Genomic DNA, 18606 nt, shown 5'->3' with positions numbered 1-18606 from the left:
CCGCCTCCTTTCTGACAGAGTTAGGGCCGCCTGGCAAAGCGCCACGGCGGCCCATCGTGACAGTATATCATGCCCGTGGCCGCCGCCCCACTCGCTCCTGACGCCACGCCAGAATCATCGCGAGGCCGACAACGACGAGCATGCCTGTCGAGGGCTCTGGGACCGTGGCGAGCTGGAAGTTGTCAAACTGGACGGTCTGGTTGGTGGCGGTATTGTAGTTCCAGAGAAAGCCAAAGTGGGTGAGCGGTGTCGCGGTGTAGGCCGTATCGAATGCCGTTCCTACCGAGGTGCTCACGGTCTGCGGATCGCCCCACGCACTTGTGCCATCGTCGCGCACCAAGAGCTGCCAGTCGTTGGTGTTTGGGTTGTAGAGCACTCTCACACTAAAGTAGTCGTTCACCGCGGCGAGGTCCGATGCGCCACTGGAGATCAGGGTGGTCAAGTTCGCATCGGCGTCCAGCCCGCCGGTGAAGCGCACAAGCCGGATCGGGTCGGGAGCGCCCGCGTTGCCGTAGGCGATGGCGTACCCGTTGGCGGTCGTGAGGTCACTACTGGTGGCCCCAAGAATGACCGCCATACTATAGAGGTTCGCATCGAAGCCACCGGGGTTCGTCGTGCGGTTGTAACGGGCATTGAAGCTCCAGCTCAAGGCTCCCGCGTTGCTACTGAGCGTGGGGCTGAAGCCCGAAAAGCTCATGGTCTGCCCGGCCACCCAGACGCGGCCGCTCGCGTTCGCCGCGGCCGTACCATCGTTGGTGAGCTGGAGGAAACTTCCGCCCACAATGCTGGCGTCGCCGTCGCCGCTGGTCACGGTGGTGGTGTAGGTTGTCGGGGCGCCGACCGTTAGCGCGGCGCGGTTGAAGTCATCGCGAAAGAGCACCTGAGCAAGGGCGTCGTAACGGCAGAAAGCGATGAGGAGCAAGGCAAGAAGAGAGCGAGTGTAAGCGTTCATAAAAACTCCGGTTTCCCATCTGGGTTGTCGCCCCTATAACGGGTGGGAGGTGCCAAATCTGATAAAACCGGACAAGTTTTTTTTCGGTACAATACGGGGCATGGACCCACTGGCAGTGACGCGACGGCATTTTTTGAAGAACTCGACTCTTGGGTTGGGGGTGCTGGGGCTAGGAAGCCTCGAAACGGGAGCATTTGCGGCCCCGCACTTTGCACCCAAGGCCAAGCGGGTGATCTATCTGTTCCAGAGCGGCGGCCCCGCAGCGCAGGACCTCTTTGACAACAAGCCATTGCTCCGCGAGAAACACGGCCAGCCCCTGCCGGACTTTATCCGCCGCGGCCAGCGCCTGACCGGGATGAGCGCCAACCAAGCGGAGCTACCGCTGGCGGGCTCGGCGTTTAACTTTGTGCGGGCGGGCAAGTGCGGGATGGAGCTCTCCGAGATCATGCCAGAGACCGCTAAGATCGCCGATGAGCTGTGTCTGGTGCGCTCGATGTGGACTGAGGCGATCAACCACGACCCCGCGATTACGTTCTTCCAGACCGGGAGCCAGATCGCGGGCCGCCCGTGCCTCGGCGCGTGGGTGAGCTACGGCCTGGGCTCGATGAACGAGAACCTGCCCAGCTTTGTGGTCTTGGTGACGGCCAATCAAGGCGACCAGCCGCTCTACTCGCGTTTGTGGGGCAGTGGCTTCCTCGATGCACGCTACCAAGGGACACAGTTCCGCGCGGGCAAGAGTCCCGTGCTCTATCTCACCAACCCGGAGGGCGTCTCGAACCAGAGCCGCCGTGCGCTCTTGGACACGCTCGGACAGTTAAGCAAGCTACAATCCCAAGCGACACTCGATCCCGCGATTGAGAGCCGCATGGCGCAGTACGAGCTCGCCTACCGCATGCAGACCAGTGTCCCCGAGGTCACCGACACGTCCACGGAGCCCGACGAAACGTTCGCCCTCTACGGCGAGGACGCCCGAAAACCGGGGACGTTTGCCGCCAACTGCCTGCTCGCGCGCCGCCTCGCCGAAAAAGGGGTGCGTTTTATCCAGCTCTACCACCAGGGCTGGGATCACCACGGCGGGCTTCCCGGCGCGATGCGCGGCCAAGCAAAGCTCACGGATAAAGCGTCCGCCGCACTCGTTCTCGATCTCAAGCGGCGTGGGATGCTCGACGACACGCTGATTATCTGGGGCGGGGAGTTCGGGCGGACGAGCTACTCGCAGGGGAAGCTGGAGAAAAACAACTACGGCCGTGACCACCACCCGCGTAGCTTTTCTCTCTGGATGGCAGGCGGGGGAGTCAAGCCCGGCTTCACCTACGGCCGCACCGACGACTACGGCTACAATATCGCCGACGCGCAGGGCAACCCCATCACCCCCAACAAAGCCGAGTTCACCCCCGGCGTCGTGCACGTCCACGATCTCCAGGCGACTATCTTGCACCTGCTCGGATTTGACCACACCCGCCTAAGCTACCGCTACCAAGGCCGAGATTTCCGATTAACGGACGTGCACGGGCACGTCGTAAAGGATTTGTTAGCATAATAATTTGAATTTTTAGACGGTGAGTAAGTTATGCACGACTCCAGAATATTTGGAGGATATATTGATATTATTGAATCAGCATTAATCGCTCCTTGGTGTGATGATGATCAAGCGGATTTGATTCGTTTGCTGAATGATATATTTGTCACGAAATTTACTACTCTGAAGGAGTGGAGGGATTACTTGATTCGTAAAGAATCTATCTTGGAGGAAATGGAATATTGTCAATTTCGTAAAAGCTACGATGCGCTATTTGTTAATCACTCTAGGTGTGAAATGTAAAAAATGGATAGAGAGAATCTTATAAAGCGTTATTGTGGTGTTGAATCGGTTACTTTTGTTTCTTCTGATGAGTTTGATTCACTCGTACTGCATCAAGCATTTCATCATCTTTGTGACACACAAGAGACGTCATTTTTAGTGATTCGTCAACCGAGAACTGAACGATTCAGTAATGAACTAGAAGATAAATTGATTCAAAAATTTAAAATAAAGCATCCTCCATTTTTTGAATCAGACTTTAAAAAAGGGAAGATCGAGATCGAATCTAATAGTGGTGTGATTTATACTATGTTTCAAGATGGCAAAAGAAAAGATTTCCTGGAGGAGATAATGAAGATGAAATGTGTTTCTTTGTATCATGTAAAATTTCAATATTGCAGTCGTGAGTTCCAGAAAATTATCATCAAAATATTTCTGAACAAATTAAATACAGTGCAAATTCCTAGTGATGTCATGGAAAGATTTTACTCAATTTGAGTGAATGATTTTGCTGGTTCATTGTTGTTCGAAATAAAGGCTGGTAGTTCGATAATTTAAATATAGTGGGATGGACGTAAAACAGATCCATCCCACTACCTGTTTTAATGTAAAATGTCTATACAGTGACGGGCCAAGAATAAAAGTAAACCTTAACTAGAAGATTTTTTAGTTCTAGGTTTTCTTTCACTCAACGGTGTTCCACCTGCTTGTTTGTACTGAGCAGAATCAGCTCCATACGTGAACTTAATGCCACTTCGTGCCCGAACGGCTAGATCATTTCCACGTGATGCTTTATCATCGCGGCGATCAATCATTCCGGTAAGCTTGGTACGCTGAACTTCGATATCTTCATTATCGCTGATAATCTCGGACGGCTTTGTTGCACAATGGTCTAGCCAGTAGTTTTTCCAGGTAGTCACGGGCACGATTCTGGCAGTCCAGTAATCTGTGAAAAAAACAAAACCTCAGTACCGCACCCGCAACTGGAAACAGTATAACACCGCTCTGGTCAACCGTGGCAGGGTCACCCTCTGGATCAATCAAGAAGTCGTCAAAGACTTGTTGGCATAGGCAACAGCATTTGCTCGCCGATTTAAAATCGGTAACAATCTAATATTAAGAATGTTTATTGAGATAATTTTGAATGGTTTTTGGATCAATATACTTGGAAAGAGCAGTGATATCTATCTTTTCTCCTTTGAGTATGTCAGGATCAATGTAGCGGCTAATTACACTAATTCTAAGATTGATCTCTTCGATTTGATTACATAATGAAAGAAGTAAGTTATGACGGTTTGTCCTGCAACAAAAATCACAGGTTGCTTCTATTGCGTAATCTTTTTCTAAGCTACTCTCCATAGAATCAAGAATAGAGATCTCTCTCATAAAATACAAATCCGATTTATCAAGATTCTTTTCTTCAAAAAAATGAACACTCAGACTAGAATTTAAGTAAAGTAGATCCCATTTTGATGTCACATATTGAAAATATTTATCCGATTCTGGATGATCTGATTTTACGAGTAGAAGGCATAGCTCTAAGTATACAGTTTGCATTGCTGCTTTTTGAAGATCAAATAAATTAAGGAAAGTCAAACTATCGTCTAAGTTATTTGTCGATACAATGTATTCTAATACCCGAAAGGACATCGGCATGAATATCTCATTCACAAAATCATATTTATCTATGAATGAGACACCATGTGTTCGATAAGAGTTAATTAACTCCTCGTACTGAAGTATATACCGATGATTACTTCGCATAAATCTAAGTACGTCTACATTGAGCTTGATCTTCGTACACGGGGTTTTCGTTCACTCAACGGCGTTCCACCTGCTTGTTTGTACTGAGCAGAATCAGCTCCATACGTGAACTTAATGCCACTTCGTGCCCGAACGGCTAGATCATTTCCACGTGATGCTTTATCATCGCGGCGATCAATCATTCCGGTAAGCTTGGTACGCTGAACTTCGATATCTTCATTATCGCTGATAATCTCGGACCGAAGTTGTTCTAGTTGCTGCCGTGTCGTTCCATCGGGGAGCGAAAAATCAGGGTTCTCTCCCCAGGTGTTAATGATCTTCTCCAGATCGTCAATGACTTTTGATACTGCTACTTTCGATGCCATGAGAGTTGCCTCACTTCCTCATAACGCTGAGATTTTTTGTGTATACCATAGACATGGTTTATCTTGCAAGGGCATTACCAAAAAACGTCAGATAACGCTTATCTTTCAAGATTTTGAATCAAATCTGTCTGCCTAGAACGACAATTTTGAATTTTAATTTTAGGCTCGATTCCGAAGTATTAGGATAAAAAATTTGACTTTAGGATTGGTGCCGATGATCTAGGAATCATTCCCATGATCTTGATTTCGATATTTCGTTCTGATCTTGCCTGATGTCAATTTCAGAGAGAGCGGGACGGGCTCGAACCGACAAGCTCCCCTATGCTATTTGTCATACCTATCTCACGGGAAACGACGTTGCCATCGAAGCACGCGTGATCCAGTACACCCTGGGCATTCTTCCATTTTGAACTACTACTCTCTACGGTCATTCTAAGCAACGCGAAAAGCCCGTGCCACCTCGCACCGGGAGCCCGTACGAAGCAAAAATCGGTCAAAGTGGCGTGAACGAAGGACTGCAATCGGCACGAGGAGCAACGCAAGGCAGCATCCCATTGCGAGGGTGGGGTTGGTCTTCTTCAGGGCGATGCAGACAACGAAAAGAAGTACCCCACAGAGAATTGCGATCACGGATTTGAGCAGCTCGCCAAGGGTCACGGGATTAGCTCAAAAGCTGCGCGATCGAGAGACTCGCTTGTGGAGCAGCGAGGGGGGCGATATGCTCTGTCTCCCCAAGGTTCTGGATTGCTCCCCATCCCGACGCATTAGGGTTACGGTGAACGTAGAGGCGACGATTTTCCAGATCGAGAACCCAGTACTCTGGGATTCCCGCCTGAGCGTAGAGCGCGGCTTTCACGCTAAGATCATCACGGAGCGTTGTCGAGGACACCTCTACGAGAAGTCGAATATCTTCTGCGCCAGGTTGTTGGCTAGCATAGTCGGCGACGGTGCCTGCCGTGACGACAATATCCGGTTCAGGTTCATTGAGTGGACCAAGAACGATGGGCAGCTGCGTGCGGACGAACTCAAGCCCGAAAATAGGAACGAGCGCGAGGACGAGGCGCATGATACCGGTAGAGTGGGTGGGGCTTTGTGGCATGACTTCGACGATCTCTCCCTGAATCAGCTCCCAGCGCAAGGTGCCCAGCCAGCCCTGCTCCGCGAGGCGGTGGTACTCGTCGCGGTTCCAGCGTTTACGGCGGGGAGAAGGGGTGGGGGCAGGAGCGGTCAGGGGGGTCATAGCGCTATTTTATCACTGCACCTAAGAACAGAAAAGCCCGCCCCAAGCTCCCCAATTAGGAGCCCGGCACGGGCTTTGCGGCGGCCCCGAAGGGGGCATTTGAACGGCGCTTCGCGCCCGCCACTGCTGACGCCCAATTCTATTGGGCGAACTACATCCCCAGCGCTTTTTTCACCAGCCCCGGAATGTCGGCGGTGGTGTCGGCGACGGGGGCTCCGGCGGCGTTGAGGGCGGCGATCTTGCTGTCCGCACTGCCACTGGTGGCGGAGACGATAGCACCGGCGTGGCCCATTCGTTTTCCGGGAGGGGCGCTGCGGCCGCCGATAAAGCCGACCACGGGCTTGGTCATGCGCTTGATGACCTCCGCCCCGGCCTCTTCGTCTGCGCCGCCGATCTCACCGACCATGACGACTGCTTTGGTCTCCGGGTCGTTCTCAAAGAGCTCCAGCACATCGGCGAAGCGCATCCCAAGAATGGGGTCGCCGCCGATTCCGACCGCGGTGGTCTGGCCGAGGCCTGCGCGGGTGAGCGCGTCCACGATCTCGTAGGTGAGGGTGCCCGAGCGCGAGACCAGCCCAACCGGGCCTTCAAGGAAGATATTCTGGGGAATGATCCCGATCTTCGCCTTGCCCACCGAGAGCAGGCCAGGGCAGTTAGTGCCGATCAGCCGGGTCTTCTTGACGCGCTTGACATAGTCGGTGGCTGTGATCATGTCCTGCTGGCTCAGACCGTCGGTGATGCAGACAATCAGCTCACAGCCGGCGTCCGCGCCCTCGATGATCGAGTCGGCGGCGAACTTGGGCGGAACCACCACAAAGTGCGCATTGGCACCCGTCTTCTCGACCGCCTCGGCGACTGTGTTGAAGACCGGAACCGTGTACTTTCCATCATCGCTGGTCCAGGTCTGACCACCCTTGCCGGGAGTCACACCGGCGACGACCTGGGTGCCGTAGGCGAGCATCTGCCCGCTATGGAAGGTGCCTTCTCGGCCGGTGATGCCGGAGACGACAACCTTGGTTGTTTCATCAATCAGAATTGCCATAGTTTTATAGGTTCCCCGTGATCGCTCCCGTGAGAGGGGAGCGTCAACGAGCGTCGCAGGCTCCGCTAGGAAGGCCTTCGGCCATAAACTAGCCCGATGGCCGAAGGCCTTTCCAGCCGAGAAACGAGGCTCGTCGACGCCCCGCTCCAACCGGGGCGATGCGCGAGGGGGTTATTTCGCTCGCTTGAGGTAGTAGGTCGCCACTTCCTCGACGTACTCGTCGCCTTCTTCGCTCTCGGCGTTCTCTTCGACGTAGGTCACTTCGCTGATCTGCACCGAGATAAGCTCCCAGCCCTCAGCACCGAGCTCATTGAGCATCGTCTCATCGTCGGTGTCCTCTGCGGAGGTGATAATTTTATATTCCCAGGCCATGGTAGGTTTTCTTTCTTGTGGCTGTTAGAGCAGCGCGACAACTTTCTGAGCAGCTTCCTGCATCGTGGCGGCAGGGACCAGGTTGGCATCCTTGAGAAGCGCAAGGCCCTCCTCCGAGTTTGTCCCCGCAAGGCGCACGACCAGCGGAACTTGGATGTCCATCGTGCTTGTCGCCTCGATAATCCCCTTGGCGACTTCATCGCCGCGGGTGATACCGCCGAAGATATTGATGAGGATCGCTTTCACGTCTTTATCGAGCAGGATCAGCTCCAGCGAGGAGCGCACCAGCTCGGCCTTTGCGCCGCCGCCGATATCGAGGAAGTTTGCCGGCTGGCCGCCCGCACGCTTGACCTCGTCCATCGTGCCCATGACGAGCCCGGCGCCGTTGCAGATGATGCCGACATTGCCGCCGAGGTGAACGTAGTTATTGATCCCGCGCCGACGTGCTTCTTTCTCGAAGTCGTTGAGCTCGTCGGAGTCCTCGCCGTGGGCGGCGAGCTCTGGGTGGCGGTAGAGCGTGTTGTCGTCGATATTGATCTTCGCATCGCCCGCGATAAAGTTCCCATCCGCGAGCACAACCAGCGGGTTGATCTCCGCGAGGGTGGCATCGGACTTGAGGCAGGCGTTGTAGAGGTTCTTGACAAACGGGGCCAGCTTGCCCAGCTCGGAGTCCGGGATGCCGCCCTTGCGGGCCAGCTCACGGATGTGGAAGTCCTTGACCCCAATGGCCGGATCGACCGGGTGGCGTCCGATGGCATCGGGGTGGGAGTGGGCCACTTCCTCGATATCCATCCCGCCCTGCGACGAGAGAATCAGCACGTTGCGCTGGGTGTCGCGGTCGACCACCATGCCCAGATAGTACTCTTTGGCGATGGGGAGGAGCTCCTCGACAAGAAGCGTGTTGATCGCGAGCTCTTCCTTGGCCTGCTCAAAGTAGAGCTTCTTGCCCAGGATCGAGCCCGCAAAGTCCGCGCACGCCTCGGCGGTCTTGGCGACCTTGACGGCACCGGCCTTGCCTCGCCCGCCAGCGAGAACCTGTGCTTTGACAACAGCTCCGCCCCCGAGCGACTCGGCAGCAGCCTTGACTTCATCGGGAGTGGTACAAACAATTCCCTTGGGCGTCGGCACTCCAAACTGCGCCAGGAGAGCTTTGGCCTGATATTCCTGCATTTTCATAACGCAGGCATTGTACCCGACGATTAGAGAAAGCGTTATTAAACCGATGCCCTGCGTACAAAGCGGCTGGGGGCCTGCTCTTCCCCAAAGCGGTCTACCCCATCGGCGAGGTCACAGGCAAGGTCCAGGAGAAAGCGTAGGCGCTCGGGGCGGACGGTGTCGCAGGAGATCTGGAGGGTCTTGTCGCGGAGCTGGATGTGCCAGCGGTCCCAGACTCTCTGGGCGAAGGCAAGCGTGCTGAGCTGCATCGCCGCGAGCTCGCTGATCCAGGGCAGGGCAGGGACAGGGGTGTCGCTACTGAGCTCATCGAAGAGGCGCGCTTCGTTGCGTGTACGAATCGAGATCGAGACGAGACTACCCTTGCGTGTCACTTGGATCGCGCGGCCTCGGTAGATCCCCGCTCCCTTGCACCCCAGTCCCAGAACTTTGAGGCTCCGCTCCCACCGGGTCTTGGGAAAGCTGGACAACATCAGTCCCCCCACGAGGGCGATACTCAGTACCGCTCCGTAGGTTGTCCAGAGTGCAATATCTCCATTCATAGTTCCAGGAATCATGTCTTACAAACGACTCCACCTGGTGTGTTGTTCCCTGCTGTGAGCAATTGCATTCACACCACCCCACAATCGTCGGGGAGGCGACGTTTAGTTGGGCAGTCGGGAAAAAATCCTAGGGAACGGGGGGGAGATCGTGGCCCATGCGGGTGCGCTTGGTCTCGAGATAGCGGGCGTTGTGGGGGTTTGCCGTGATGGGGAGGGGGACCCGCTCCGTGACAACGAGATCAAAGCCCTGGAGACCGTCGCGCTTGCCGGGGTTGTTGGTCATCAGCCGTAGCTTTCGCAGGCCGAGATCCACGAGAATCTGCGCCCCGATCCCGTAGTCGCGCGAGTCTGCCTTGAAGCCCAGCATGGTGTTGGCATCGAGCGTGTCGGCACCTTGGTCCTGGAGGGCGTAGGCGCGCATCTTATTGACCAGCCCGATCCCACGTCCTTCTTGCTCGATATAGAGCAGCACGCCACGCCCCTCCGCCGCGATCTTCTCCAGCGCGAGCTGGAGCTGGTCGCCACAGTCGCAGCGGAGGGAGCCCAGGAGGTCGCCCGTCACGCAGGAGCTATGGATCCGGCAGAGAATGGCATCGTCGGGAGCGATCTCACCCAACACTAGCGCGAGGTACTCGTTGTTGTCCACCTCGCTGAGGTAGGCGTGGGCGGCAAAGGTTCCAAAGCGCGTCGGTAGGTCCGCGACCGCGAGCTTCTTGACGAGCTTCTCCGTGCGGCGACGGTAGCGGATCAGGTCGGCGATGGTGCAGAGCTTCAGGCCAAGCTCTTTGGCAAGCTCGACAAGGCCCGGCAGGCGCAGCATCTCGCCATCGTCGCCCATGATCTCACAGATCACCCCGACCGGCTGGAGCCCCGCGAGACGCATCAGATCTACCGCTGCCTCGGTGTGCCCGGGGCGCTTGAGGACGCCCCCGTTGCGCGCCATGAGCGGGCTGACATGGCCGGGGCGGTTGAAATCCGCGGGAACAGCGCTAGGGTCGGCGAGCTTTTGGATAGTGAGCACACGGTCTTGGGCGCTGGAGCCGCTGGTGGTCCCAAAGCGGGCGTCGACCGCGACATGAAACGCCGTGCGCATCGCCTCGGTGTTGTCCTGGACCTGGGCGGGGATATTGAGCTCGTCGAGGCGCTCGGCCATCATCGGGACCGTGATGATCCCACTGGCGCGCCGGTTCATGAGGGTGATGATCTCGGGCGTCACAAACTCGGCGGCCATGACAAAGTCGCCCTCGTTCTCCCGGTCTTCGTCGTCAACGAGGATGATCAGCTTTCCCGCCCGAAGGTCCTCGATAGCGTCTTCGATCCGGTCGAAGTGAAACTCAGGCTCGTGTGTGGTGCTCATAAACTCTCTCGTGCTTCCCAGAACCGCCCGATCTCGCGCAGGGTCGGCAGGGGGTCTTGCCAGAGCCAGGCGGTCTGAAGGGTCAGACCCGGAACGGCGCGGCTGGTGTAGGTTCCGTCTTGCGGAAGGATTCGGCGGTAGCGCCCGTTGTCCGCAAGGCGGTAGAAAAAGATCGCATGGTCGTCGGGATCGACAATCCAGTACTCCGAGATCCCCGCAGCCTCGTACTCCTGAAACTTATCGTTGAAGTCCCGGTCGGCGCTCTCCGGGCTGACGATCTCGATACAGAGGGCAGGAGCAGTGTCTAAGTAGGTGTCGTTGAGCAAGGGAAGCTGTTCCGGGCTCACGTAAAAAACATCGGGCTCCCTACCCGAGGGGCGTGACGAGAGGCGAACCGCAAACTCAGGGCCGAGCACCTCACCCCCAAGTGCGTTTTCTTCGAGCCAGGAGACGAGTAAACGTGAGAGGAAGAGCTGTAGCTTTTGATGGATGCGACGAACCGACACGAGGCTTTCTCCCTGGTGATTTGTGAGCACGATCAACTTCCCCGCAACCCACTCGGCGCGGGCTTCGTGCTGGAGTGCCCAGTCGTGGAAGGCTTCAAAGGTCTCAAACTGGAGCTTCTCAGAGGACTCTACCATCGTCGCGATGCCTCAGGCTCGGGCTGGGGCTCGATGTAGCCGCTCCGTGCCAGCAGGTCCATGGTCACACCACGCCCGCCGCCCGGAGCCCAGCCGCCCATGAGCTTCTCCACATACTTACCCACAATATCGGTCTCCAGGTTCACTTGGTCGCCCGCCCGCCGGTCCTTGAGGGTCGTGTTGTCCCAGGTGTGGGGAATGATCGAGAGCGAGAAGGCTTTATCGTCGGCGTCCATCACCGTGAGCGAGATGCCATCGACACAGATGCTTCCCTTGGTGACGACATAGCGCAGGAGCTCGCGGGACGCCTCAATATAGACAAACCAGGAATCCCCGACCGGGCGAATCGAGGCGATGCGGCCGGTGCCGTCGATATGCCCCTGGACAATATGGCCGCCAAAGCGCCCGTCGGCCTTGAGGGCGCGCTCTAGGTTCACGGGATCGCCGACCCGGAGTGAGCCCAGTGTCGTGCGGCGCAGGGTCTCGTAGACCGCCTCGAAGGTGAGCTGTGGGGCCGCGATCTCCACGACCGTCAGGCAGACCCCGTTGATCGCCACGGAGTCTCCGATCGCGACATCCTCGGCCACACGCCCCGCTGCCGCGGTCAGCCGCACCGAGTCTCGCCCCGAGTCCAGCGCGACCACTTTTCCCACTGCCTCTACGATTCCTGTAAACATGGTTTATTGTACCGCGCCAGCGGGGTTGTCGTCGGTGAGGGCCTTTCCGTATAATGCGCCATGGCTCCGTCACGTGTTTCCCGTCTGTCACTTGCGCTCTCCTGCTCGCTTCTCTTTCTCTCCGCCGCCTACGCCCAGCAGCCGCTCCCGGCGCGGGTGAACGGCGGGGGGACGATCAACCAGCTCCAGCCGGCCTCCACTACCCCGGTTGCAACAAAGCGTCCGCTTCAGCACTACGACTACGAGCTCTGGAAGAGTATCCAGCTCCCGCAGCTCTCGCGTGATGGCAAGTGGGCGGCCTACGTCATCGCACCGACAGAGGGCGATGGGACGCTCTTTATTCGGAGCACCAACAGCCCGACCGAGTACAAGATCCCCCGTGGCCGTGCGCCCCAGCTCACCCCCGACAGCCGCTTTGTGATCTTCACGATCGGCGCGCCGTTTGCCGAGAGCGAGAAGGCACGTAAAGAAAAGAAACCGCCCCTTCCGTCGGCGCTGGGCATTCTAGACCTGACCACGGGCAAGACCGAGACGATTGAGAAAGTCCGGCGATTTACTCTGGCGAGCGAGGGGAGCCGCTGGCTGGCCTACCAGCTGGAGAAAGCCGCCCCCCCCGCCCCCACAGGTGGGGGCGGGGGGGGCAAAGATCAGCCGCCCGCGGGGCGACAAGGGCGACGACCTCAAGGTGCTCCGCTCCCAGGAGGGGCAGACGGGCCGGCGGGCGGCGCACCGAATCAGCCGACAGGTGCGGAGCTGACGGTGCGGGATCTAAGTACGGGGCAGAGCACAACCATTTCAGACGTGGTTGAGTTTGTATGGAACAAGGCGGGTACCCGGCTGGCCTACTCGGTGGATAGCAAAGACGACACCAAAGACGGGCTCTTTGTCCGAGAGCTGGGCAAGGTCGGCGATGTGGCGGTGAGCGCAGGGCCGTCGGAGCTGCGGGGGATCGCCTGGGACGATGCCGGGGAGCAGCTGGTCTTTGTCCGAACGCCAAAGGCTCCTGCCGCCGCCGCACCGACGCCCGCCTCAACCGGCGCACCTGCGCCACAGCCGCCCGCGGCGGCTCCGACGATCCCTCCCGCTCCGGTGCGCGAACGAGTAAGTAGCCTCTGGCACTGGCGAGTGGGGGAGGGCAAGGCCACGGAGCTGCTGACCGAGAGGTCGCCCGGTGTGCCTGCGGGCTGGCAGCTCGCCGACGGTAGCAGCGCGCGGTTCTCCAAGGACGGGAGCCGCTTGAGCCTCTCGCTGGCACCAAAGCCCGCGCCGAAGCCCAAGGACCCGGTCGAGCCGCTGGCCGTGGATATCTGGTCGTCGGGGGACGGCCTGCTCCAGACCATGCAGAAGCTCCGCGCGGGGGCACGCCCCAGCTACCCGGCACTGCTGAGCTTGAAGAGTAAGAAGCTCACCGTGCTCTCGGGGCCAGACCTACCGACCGTGTTTGTGGGCGATGAGACCAAGCGCTGGACACTCGGGCGGGATGCCAAGCCCTACCAGCAGCTGACGTCGTGGGACCAGAGCTACGACGATGTCTACCTCGTGGATATCGAGTCTGGGGAGCGCAAGAAAGTGCTCACCAAGGCTGGGGGCGCGGTGCTGCTCTCGCCGACCGAGAAGTATCTTGTCTGGTGGGACCAAGCGCGGCGAACCTGGCTCTGCCGGGGGGTGAACAGCGAGAAGGTCGTCAATCTGGGCGAGAAGGTTCCGCAGGCGCTCTGGGACGAAGACGACGACCATCCGGCCCCGCCTCCGCCGTACGGGTCGGCAGGTTGGACCGAGGGCGATAAGTCGATCCTGGTCTACGATAAGTTCGATCTCTGGGAGGTGAACCCGGAGAATGGCGACGCGCGTCAAGTAACCGGTGGTCGAAAAGCAGGGCTTGTCTTCCGCATGAGCCGTGTTGGGTTTGATCCCGAGAAGCCCGCCGTTCCCACCGACAAGCCCATCCTCTTCACCGTCAACGACCTCGCCAGCCGGGCCGAGGGCTACTGGCAGCTCCCTTCGCTCCGAAGTGGGCGCCCCAGCAAGCTCCTGATGGACGACTGCTCGTTTGGGCCACCGACAAAGGCGCGCGATGCCGAGACCGTGCTCTTCACCCGCGAGCGCTTCGACCAGTTCCCCGATCTCTGGCTCGCGCCCAGCGTGGCCAAGATTCCCCAGGCGGAGCGCATCACCGATGCCAACCCGCAGCAAAAAGACTTTGTCTGGGGCAAGAGCGATCTGATTACCTACACCACCGGTGATGGGCAGAAGCTCCCGGCGGTTCTCACGCTCCCGGACAACTTCGACCCCAATAAAAAGTACCCCCTGATGGTCTATATCTACGAGCGCATGGCCGACCAGCTTCATAACTATGTCCGTCCCGGAGTTGGCACCAATATCAATGTTAGCCGCTATGTCAGCAACGGCTATATCGTCCTGCGCCCCGATATCACCTACCGCACGGGCTACCCCGGCGAGTCCGCGATGAAGTGTGTCGTGCCCGCGGTGCAGGAAGTGCTGCGGCGTGGCTATATCGACGAGAAGCGCATCGGGATTCAGGGACACAGCTGGGGCGCCTATGAGATCACCTACATGATCACCCGAACCAACCTCTTCCGCGCGGTCGAGGCGGGGGCGGCGGTCTCCAACATGGTGAGTGCCTACGGCGGGATTCGCTACGAGAGTGGCATGAGCCGCGCCTTCCAGTACGAGCGCACCCAGAGCCGTATCGGTGGGCCGCCCTGGACCGACCCGCTCAAGTACATCGAGAACTCCCCGATCTTCTGGGTGGATAAGGTCCAGACCCCGTATCTCTCGATGCACAACGATGCCGATGGCGCGGTGCCGTGGACCCAGGGAATCGAGTTTTTCTCCGCCATGCGCCGCCTCGGTAAGGAAGCCTTCATGTTCAACTACAACGGCGAGGGCCACGGCCTGACCAACCGGGACATGATGAAGCACTGGACCGTCCACCTGGCCGAGTTCTTCGACCACTATCTCCTAAACGCACCCCGCCCCGACTGGATGAAGACCGGCGTCCCGTACACCGAGCGCGGTGCCCGTGATCTGCGCCCCTTCTACACCCGCCCGGAAAGTAAGACCCCATGAACTACCCTCTGACAGTTTCGTTTAAGCTGCTTGCGCTTCTTAGCCAGCTCACGGTCACGGATGCGTCTGGCAACACCGTGTGCTATCTCAAGCGCAAGTTCTCCTGGAAAGAGAAGATCACGATCTTCACCGACTCCGGACAGACCGAGCCGCTCTATCATATTGAGTCCAACAAGGCGATCGCTCTCTCCCCGGTCTACACCTTCGTGGAAGCCGCGACAAACAAAGAGCTGGGAACCGTGACCTGTAACGGCTGGAAGTCGATCTGGAACATCGACTACCAGATTCGCCCCGTGGGAATGGAGAACGCGACCCTTGCCATCGACGAAGAAAACCCGTGGATCAAGGTGATCGACCATGTTGTCGGGGAGATTCCTATCATTGGCCTCGCAACCGCCTTTCTCTTTCACCCCGCCTATCTAGTCAAGCGCGGCGATACCAAGGTCCTGCGCCTGGTGAAGAAGCCGTCGCTCTTTGAGAGCAAGTTCGAGCTGGAAAAGCACGCGGACCTCTCGCCCGACGAAGAAAAACTCGCGCTTCTGGGCCTGATGGTCATGGTGTTGGCAGCACGTAGCCGGGGGTAGTATAATAGCCCCTAGCGTATGCAGTACTTCTCTCGCTGTGGCGGAATCGCCCAGATTATCCAGCGCTCCTGAGCAACACACGGTTCGGGACGGGCAGTGTCGCTCGTCCCAGGGTTCGGCGAATCGTGGTGTTTGCTTCCAGGGGCGCTGTTGTTTTGTCTCCGCCGCCGACCCCGTGACCGTTTCGTTATTTCAAGACTATGGACTACTCAAAGACACTTAACCTGCCGCAGACGGAGTTCCCGATGCGCGCCGACCTCCCGAGCCGCGAGCCACTCTTTCAGGCACGCTGGAAGTCACTCGACCTCTACCAGAAATCGCTCGACAAGCCCGCACCGAAGGGGCAGTTCTTGCTCCACGACGGCCCCCCGTACTCCAATGGCAATATCCACCTTGGGCATGCGCTAAATAAAACCCTCAAGGATATCGTCACCCGCTACAAGACCATGGCGGGCTACCAGTCGCCCTATGTGCCGGGCTGGGACAACCATGGGCTGCCGATCGAGGTGCAGGTGATGAAGGAGTTCCGGGAGAAGAAAGAGTCCTGGACCCCCGACACGCTCCGGGCACGCTGCCGCACCTACGCCGCCGAGTGGGTGGCGACACAAAAGACGCAGTTTCAGCGCCTGGGAATCCGTGGCGACTGGGACAATCCCTACCTCACCATGGCCCCCGCGTTCGAGGCGAAGATCGTCGAGACGTTTCTGGAGATGGCGCGCAAGGGCTATGTCTACCGCGGCCTCAAGCCCGTGCTCTGGGACAGCGCCAACGAGACCGCGCTCGCCAACACCGAGGCGGAGTACAAGGACCACGTGAGCCCGGCGATCTATGTGGGCTTTGAGAGCCTCGCCGAGCCGGGCCTGCGCGCCGTGATCTGGACCACGACTCCGTGGACCATCCCTGCCAACCTAGCCCTGGCGTTCCACCCGGACTTTGACTATGTCGTGGTGGAGACCGAGAACGCGGGCAAGCTGGTGCTCTTGGGCGAGCTACTGGAGGCCACGGCGACGGCCTGTAATCTCGGCGCAGTCACGGTGCTGGAGACCCGCAAGGGCGCGAGCTTCGAAGGGGCACGCTTCCGTCACCCGCTTCCTGAGCTGGACCGAGACTCTGTGGGCGTGCTGGCGACCTATGTCACCACCGACACCGGAACCGGTATCGTCCACACCGCGCCCGGCCACGGTGCCGATGACTATGTCACAGGAATGAAGTACGGCCTGCCGGTGCTCTCGCCCGTGGATGGCCGGGGGCGCTACACCGACGAAGCAGGGCCGTTTGTGGGCCTGAGCACCGATGAGGCCAACAAGGCGATCCCGGAGCGCCTAGCCGAGGTAGGGGCGCTGCTGGGGAGCTACAACTTCACCCACAGCTACCCGCACTCGCCGCGCGCGCCCTACAAGCCGCTTTTGTTCCGCGCGACAGTCCAGTGGTTTGTCTCGGTGGAGCACGATGGGCTGCGCCAAAAAGCGCTCGATGGGATCAAGAACGTGGCGTGGTACCCGGCGCAAGCGGAGAACCGCATCACGGCGGCGGTCGCCGGTCGGCCGGACTGGACAGTCTCCCGCCAGCGCCACTGGGGCGTCCCCATCGCGCTGTTCTATGCCAACGGCGAGGCAGTGATGGACGAGGTGGCGTTCGATGCGGCCGTCGCGGTGATCCGTAAGGACGGTGTCGAGGGGTGGTACAACACGGCTCCTGAGGCGATCTTGCCCGAAGGCTTCACCTACAACGGGGTCGCGGCCAAGGACTTTGAGAAAGAGAAAGATGTCCTGGATGTCTGGTTCGACTCGGGCTCGACCAGCTTTGCCGTGCTGGACTCCGGTGTCTGGCCCGGCCTGCGCTGGCCGGCGGACCTCTACCTGGAGGGCAGCGACCAGCACCGCGGGTGGTTTAACTCATCGCTGATGATCGCCTCCGCGCTCCGGGGGACACCGCCCTACAAGGCGGTGGTGACCAACGGCTTCACGGTCGATGAGCGTGGGATCAAGATGAGCAAGTCCAAGGGCAACACGGTCGACCCGCTCGGGGTGATCGATGAGCTAGGCGCGGACGTGCTCCGGCTCTGGGTGGGCTCGATCGACTTCACCGAGGACACGCGCCTGGGCAAGGGAATCCTGGAGCAGCTCGCCGATAGCTACCGCAAGCTGCGCAACACCCTGCGCTTCCTCCTGGGCAACCTCGCGGACTTCAACCCCGACACCGACCGTGTCGCCGCCGATGCGCTTGACCCACTCGATGCCTGGATTCTCTCCAAGCTCTCGGGTGTGGTGACCGACGTGACGGCGGCCTACGACGAGTACGCATTCTACAAGGCGACTCAGGCACTGATCGGCTTCTGCAACACGGAGCTCTCGGGCTTCTACTTGGATGTCCTCAAGGACCGCCTCTACACGCTCCTCCCCGAGGACCCCAAGCGCCGCTCGTCGCAGACCGCGATGCTCGAAGTCGCCACGGCACTGATCACCATGCTCGCGCCGGTGCTGGTACACACCGCCGACGAAGCCTGGGAGTTTCTGCCGAGCTGGGAAGGCAAGGCCGAGAGCGTCCACCTCGCCGACTGGCCCACGCCGGGCACGGCGGAGGCTGCTCTTGAGGCACGCTTCGAGGCGATTCTTGCCGTGCGCGATGCCTTCAACCTCAAGCTGGAGCCGTTCCGTGAGGCGCTGGCCGCCGCCCGCAAGGCCAAGGAATCGACCGAGGGCCTGATCTCCAAGTCCACCGAGGCCCACGCCGAGGTGACGCTGGATGCCAACCTGGCGGCGCTCTTGGCGGGCGACGATGCGCTTGTGGCGGAGTGCCTCATGGTCGCCAAGCTCACTCTGACATCGGGTGATGCGCTCTCGGTGACGGTCTCACCTGCTCCGGGCAAGAAGTGCATGCGCTCCTGGTTTATCCGGGAGGATGTCGGCAGCGACCCGGAGTTTCCGGAGATCTCCGCCCCGCAGGCGGCCATCGTTCGGGAGCTAGTGCGCCGCGGAACGATCACGCCCGACGGAACGGTATAAT

17 protein-coding genes and 1 pseudogene are annotated in these 18606 nt (G+C 58.9%); 6 read left to right on the top strand and 12 right to left on the bottom strand.

Annotation, left to right across the window (positions count from 1 at the left end; translation table 11 throughout):
* Positions 1-67 precede the first annotated feature (67 nt).
* A complete protein-coding gene (locus tag HNQ39_RS19725; RefSeq protein ID WP_184200698.1) occupies positions 68-952 on the bottom strand; it encodes a hypothetical protein in 885 nt (294 codons plus the stop codon).
* A 100-nt stretch (positions 953-1052) separates the two neighbouring features.
* Here HNQ39_RS19725 and HNQ39_RS19720 point away from each other — a divergent pair, with 100 nt between their 5' ends.
* Together HNQ39_RS19720 and HNQ39_RS19715 are read left to right on the top strand one after the other, a co-directional pair.
* Positions 1053-2492, top strand: coding sequence for a DUF1501 domain-containing protein (locus HNQ39_RS19720; RefSeq protein WP_184200695.1), 1440 nt, complete (start codon positions 1053-1055; stop codon positions 2490-2492).
* 285 nt (positions 2493-2777) lie between these two features.
* Positions 2778-3251 carry a hypothetical protein gene (locus HNQ39_RS19715; protein ID WP_184200692.1) on the top strand — a complete coding sequence of 158 codons (474 nt, stop codon included), beginning with the start codon at positions 2778-2780 and terminating at the stop codon, positions 3249-3251.
* Between the two features lie 152 nt (positions 3252-3403).
* Here the strand turns inward: HNQ39_RS19715 and HNQ39_RS19710 are convergent, their stop codons facing one another.
* Positions 3404-3673 carry a hypothetical protein gene (locus tag HNQ39_RS19710; RefSeq protein ID WP_184200689.1) on the bottom strand — a complete coding sequence of 90 codons (270 nt, stop codon included), beginning with the start codon at positions 3671-3673 and terminating at the stop codon, positions 3404-3406.
* A 28-nt stretch (positions 3674-3701) separates the two neighbouring features.
* Here HNQ39_RS19710 and HNQ39_RS30025 point away from each other — a divergent pair.
* Positions 3702-3806 (top strand): annotated as a pseudogene (locus HNQ39_RS30025) (IS5/IS1182 family transposase); the annotation flags it as partial.
* 63 nt (positions 3807-3869) lie between these two features.
* On the opposite strand, the gene HNQ39_RS19705 reads toward HNQ39_RS30025, so the two are convergent.
* From HNQ39_RS19705 to HNQ39_RS19660, 10 genes are all read right to left on the bottom strand, one after another.
* Positions 3870-4424 (bottom strand): hypothetical protein, encoded by a 555-nt coding sequence (locus HNQ39_RS19705; protein WP_184200686.1) that lies wholly within the window; start codon positions 4422-4424, stop codon positions 3870-3872.
* A gap of 107 nt (positions 4425-4531) precedes the next feature.
* Positions 4532-4882: a hypothetical protein gene (locus HNQ39_RS19700; protein WP_184200683.1), complete on the bottom strand. Its 351-nt coding sequence runs from the start codon at positions 4880-4882 to the stop codon at positions 4532-4534.
* 661 nt (positions 4883-5543) lie between these two features.
* On the bottom strand, positions 5544-6122 hold the full coding sequence (locus HNQ39_RS19695; protein ID WP_184200680.1) for a Uma2 family endonuclease: 579 nt from the start codon (positions 6120-6122) through the stop codon (positions 5544-5546).
* Positions 6123-6273: 151 nt separating this feature from the next.
* Positions 6274-7164, bottom strand: a complete 891-nt coding sequence (gene sucD, locus HNQ39_RS19690) for a succinate--CoA ligase subunit alpha (protein ID WP_184200677.1) — start codon at positions 7162-7164, stop codon at positions 6274-6276.
* 171 nt (positions 7165-7335) lie between these two features.
* Positions 7336-7536, bottom strand: coding sequence for a DUF4177 domain-containing protein (locus tag HNQ39_RS19685; RefSeq protein ID WP_184200674.1), 201 nt, complete (start codon positions 7534-7536; stop codon positions 7336-7338).
* A gap of 24 nt (positions 7537-7560) precedes the next feature.
* Positions 7561-8712, bottom strand: a complete 1152-nt coding sequence (sucC, locus tag HNQ39_RS19680) for an ADP-forming succinate--CoA ligase subunit beta (RefSeq protein WP_184200671.1) — start codon at positions 8710-8712, stop codon at positions 7561-7563.
* Between the two features lie 38 nt (positions 8713-8750).
* Complete coding sequence (locus HNQ39_RS19675; RefSeq protein WP_184200668.1) at positions 8751-9251, bottom strand: hypothetical protein; 501 nt, start codon at positions 9249-9251, stop codon at positions 8751-8753.
* A gap of 127 nt (positions 9252-9378) precedes the next feature.
* Positions 9379-10608: a bifunctional 3,4-dihydroxy-2-butanone-4-phosphate synthase/GTP cyclohydrolase II gene (locus tag HNQ39_RS19670; RefSeq protein WP_184200665.1), complete on the bottom strand. Its 1230-nt coding sequence runs from the start codon at positions 10606-10608 to the stop codon at positions 9379-9381.
* Entirely contained in the window at positions 10605-11249 is a 645-nt protein-coding gene (locus tag HNQ39_RS19665) for a Uma2 family endonuclease (RefSeq protein WP_184200662.1), read from the bottom strand. The genes HNQ39_RS19670 and HNQ39_RS19665 overlap by 4 nt, the downstream gene beginning before the upstream one ends.
* Positions 11243-11926, bottom strand: coding sequence for a riboflavin synthase (locus HNQ39_RS19660; RefSeq protein WP_184200659.1), 684 nt, complete (start codon positions 11924-11926; stop codon positions 11243-11245). Before HNQ39_RS19660 ends, HNQ39_RS19665 begins: the two co-directional genes overlap by 7 nt.
* Positions 11927-11986: 60 nt before the next feature.
* Here HNQ39_RS19660 and HNQ39_RS19655 point away from each other — a divergent pair, with 60 nt between their 5' ends.
* The 3 genes from HNQ39_RS19655 (at position 11987) to ileS (ending at position 18605) form a co-directional block, all read left to right on the top strand.
* Positions 11987-15016 (top strand): alpha/beta hydrolase family protein, encoded by a 3030-nt coding sequence (locus HNQ39_RS19655; protein WP_184200656.1) that lies wholly within the window; start codon positions 11987-11989, stop codon positions 15014-15016.
* Entirely contained in the window at positions 15013-15600 is a 588-nt protein-coding gene (locus HNQ39_RS19650) for an LURP-one-related/scramblase family protein (protein WP_184200653.1), read from the top strand. Before HNQ39_RS19655 ends, HNQ39_RS19650 begins: the two co-directional genes overlap by 4 nt.
* Before the next feature lie 200 nt (positions 15601-15800).
* Positions 15801-18605 (top strand): isoleucine--tRNA ligase, encoded by a 2805-nt coding sequence (gene ileS, locus HNQ39_RS19645; RefSeq protein WP_184200650.1) that lies wholly within the window; start codon positions 15801-15803, stop codon positions 18603-18605.
* Position 18606 lies beyond the last annotated feature (1 nt).

It is taken from the genome of Armatimonas rosea (genome assembly GCF_014202505.1).
GTDB lineage: Bacteria > Armatimonadota > Armatimonadia > Armatimonadales > Armatimonadaceae > Armatimonas > Armatimonas rosea.
The sequence above is the reverse complement of the archived record's forward strand: the minus strand, read 5'-3'. Positions and strand labels throughout refer to the sequence as shown.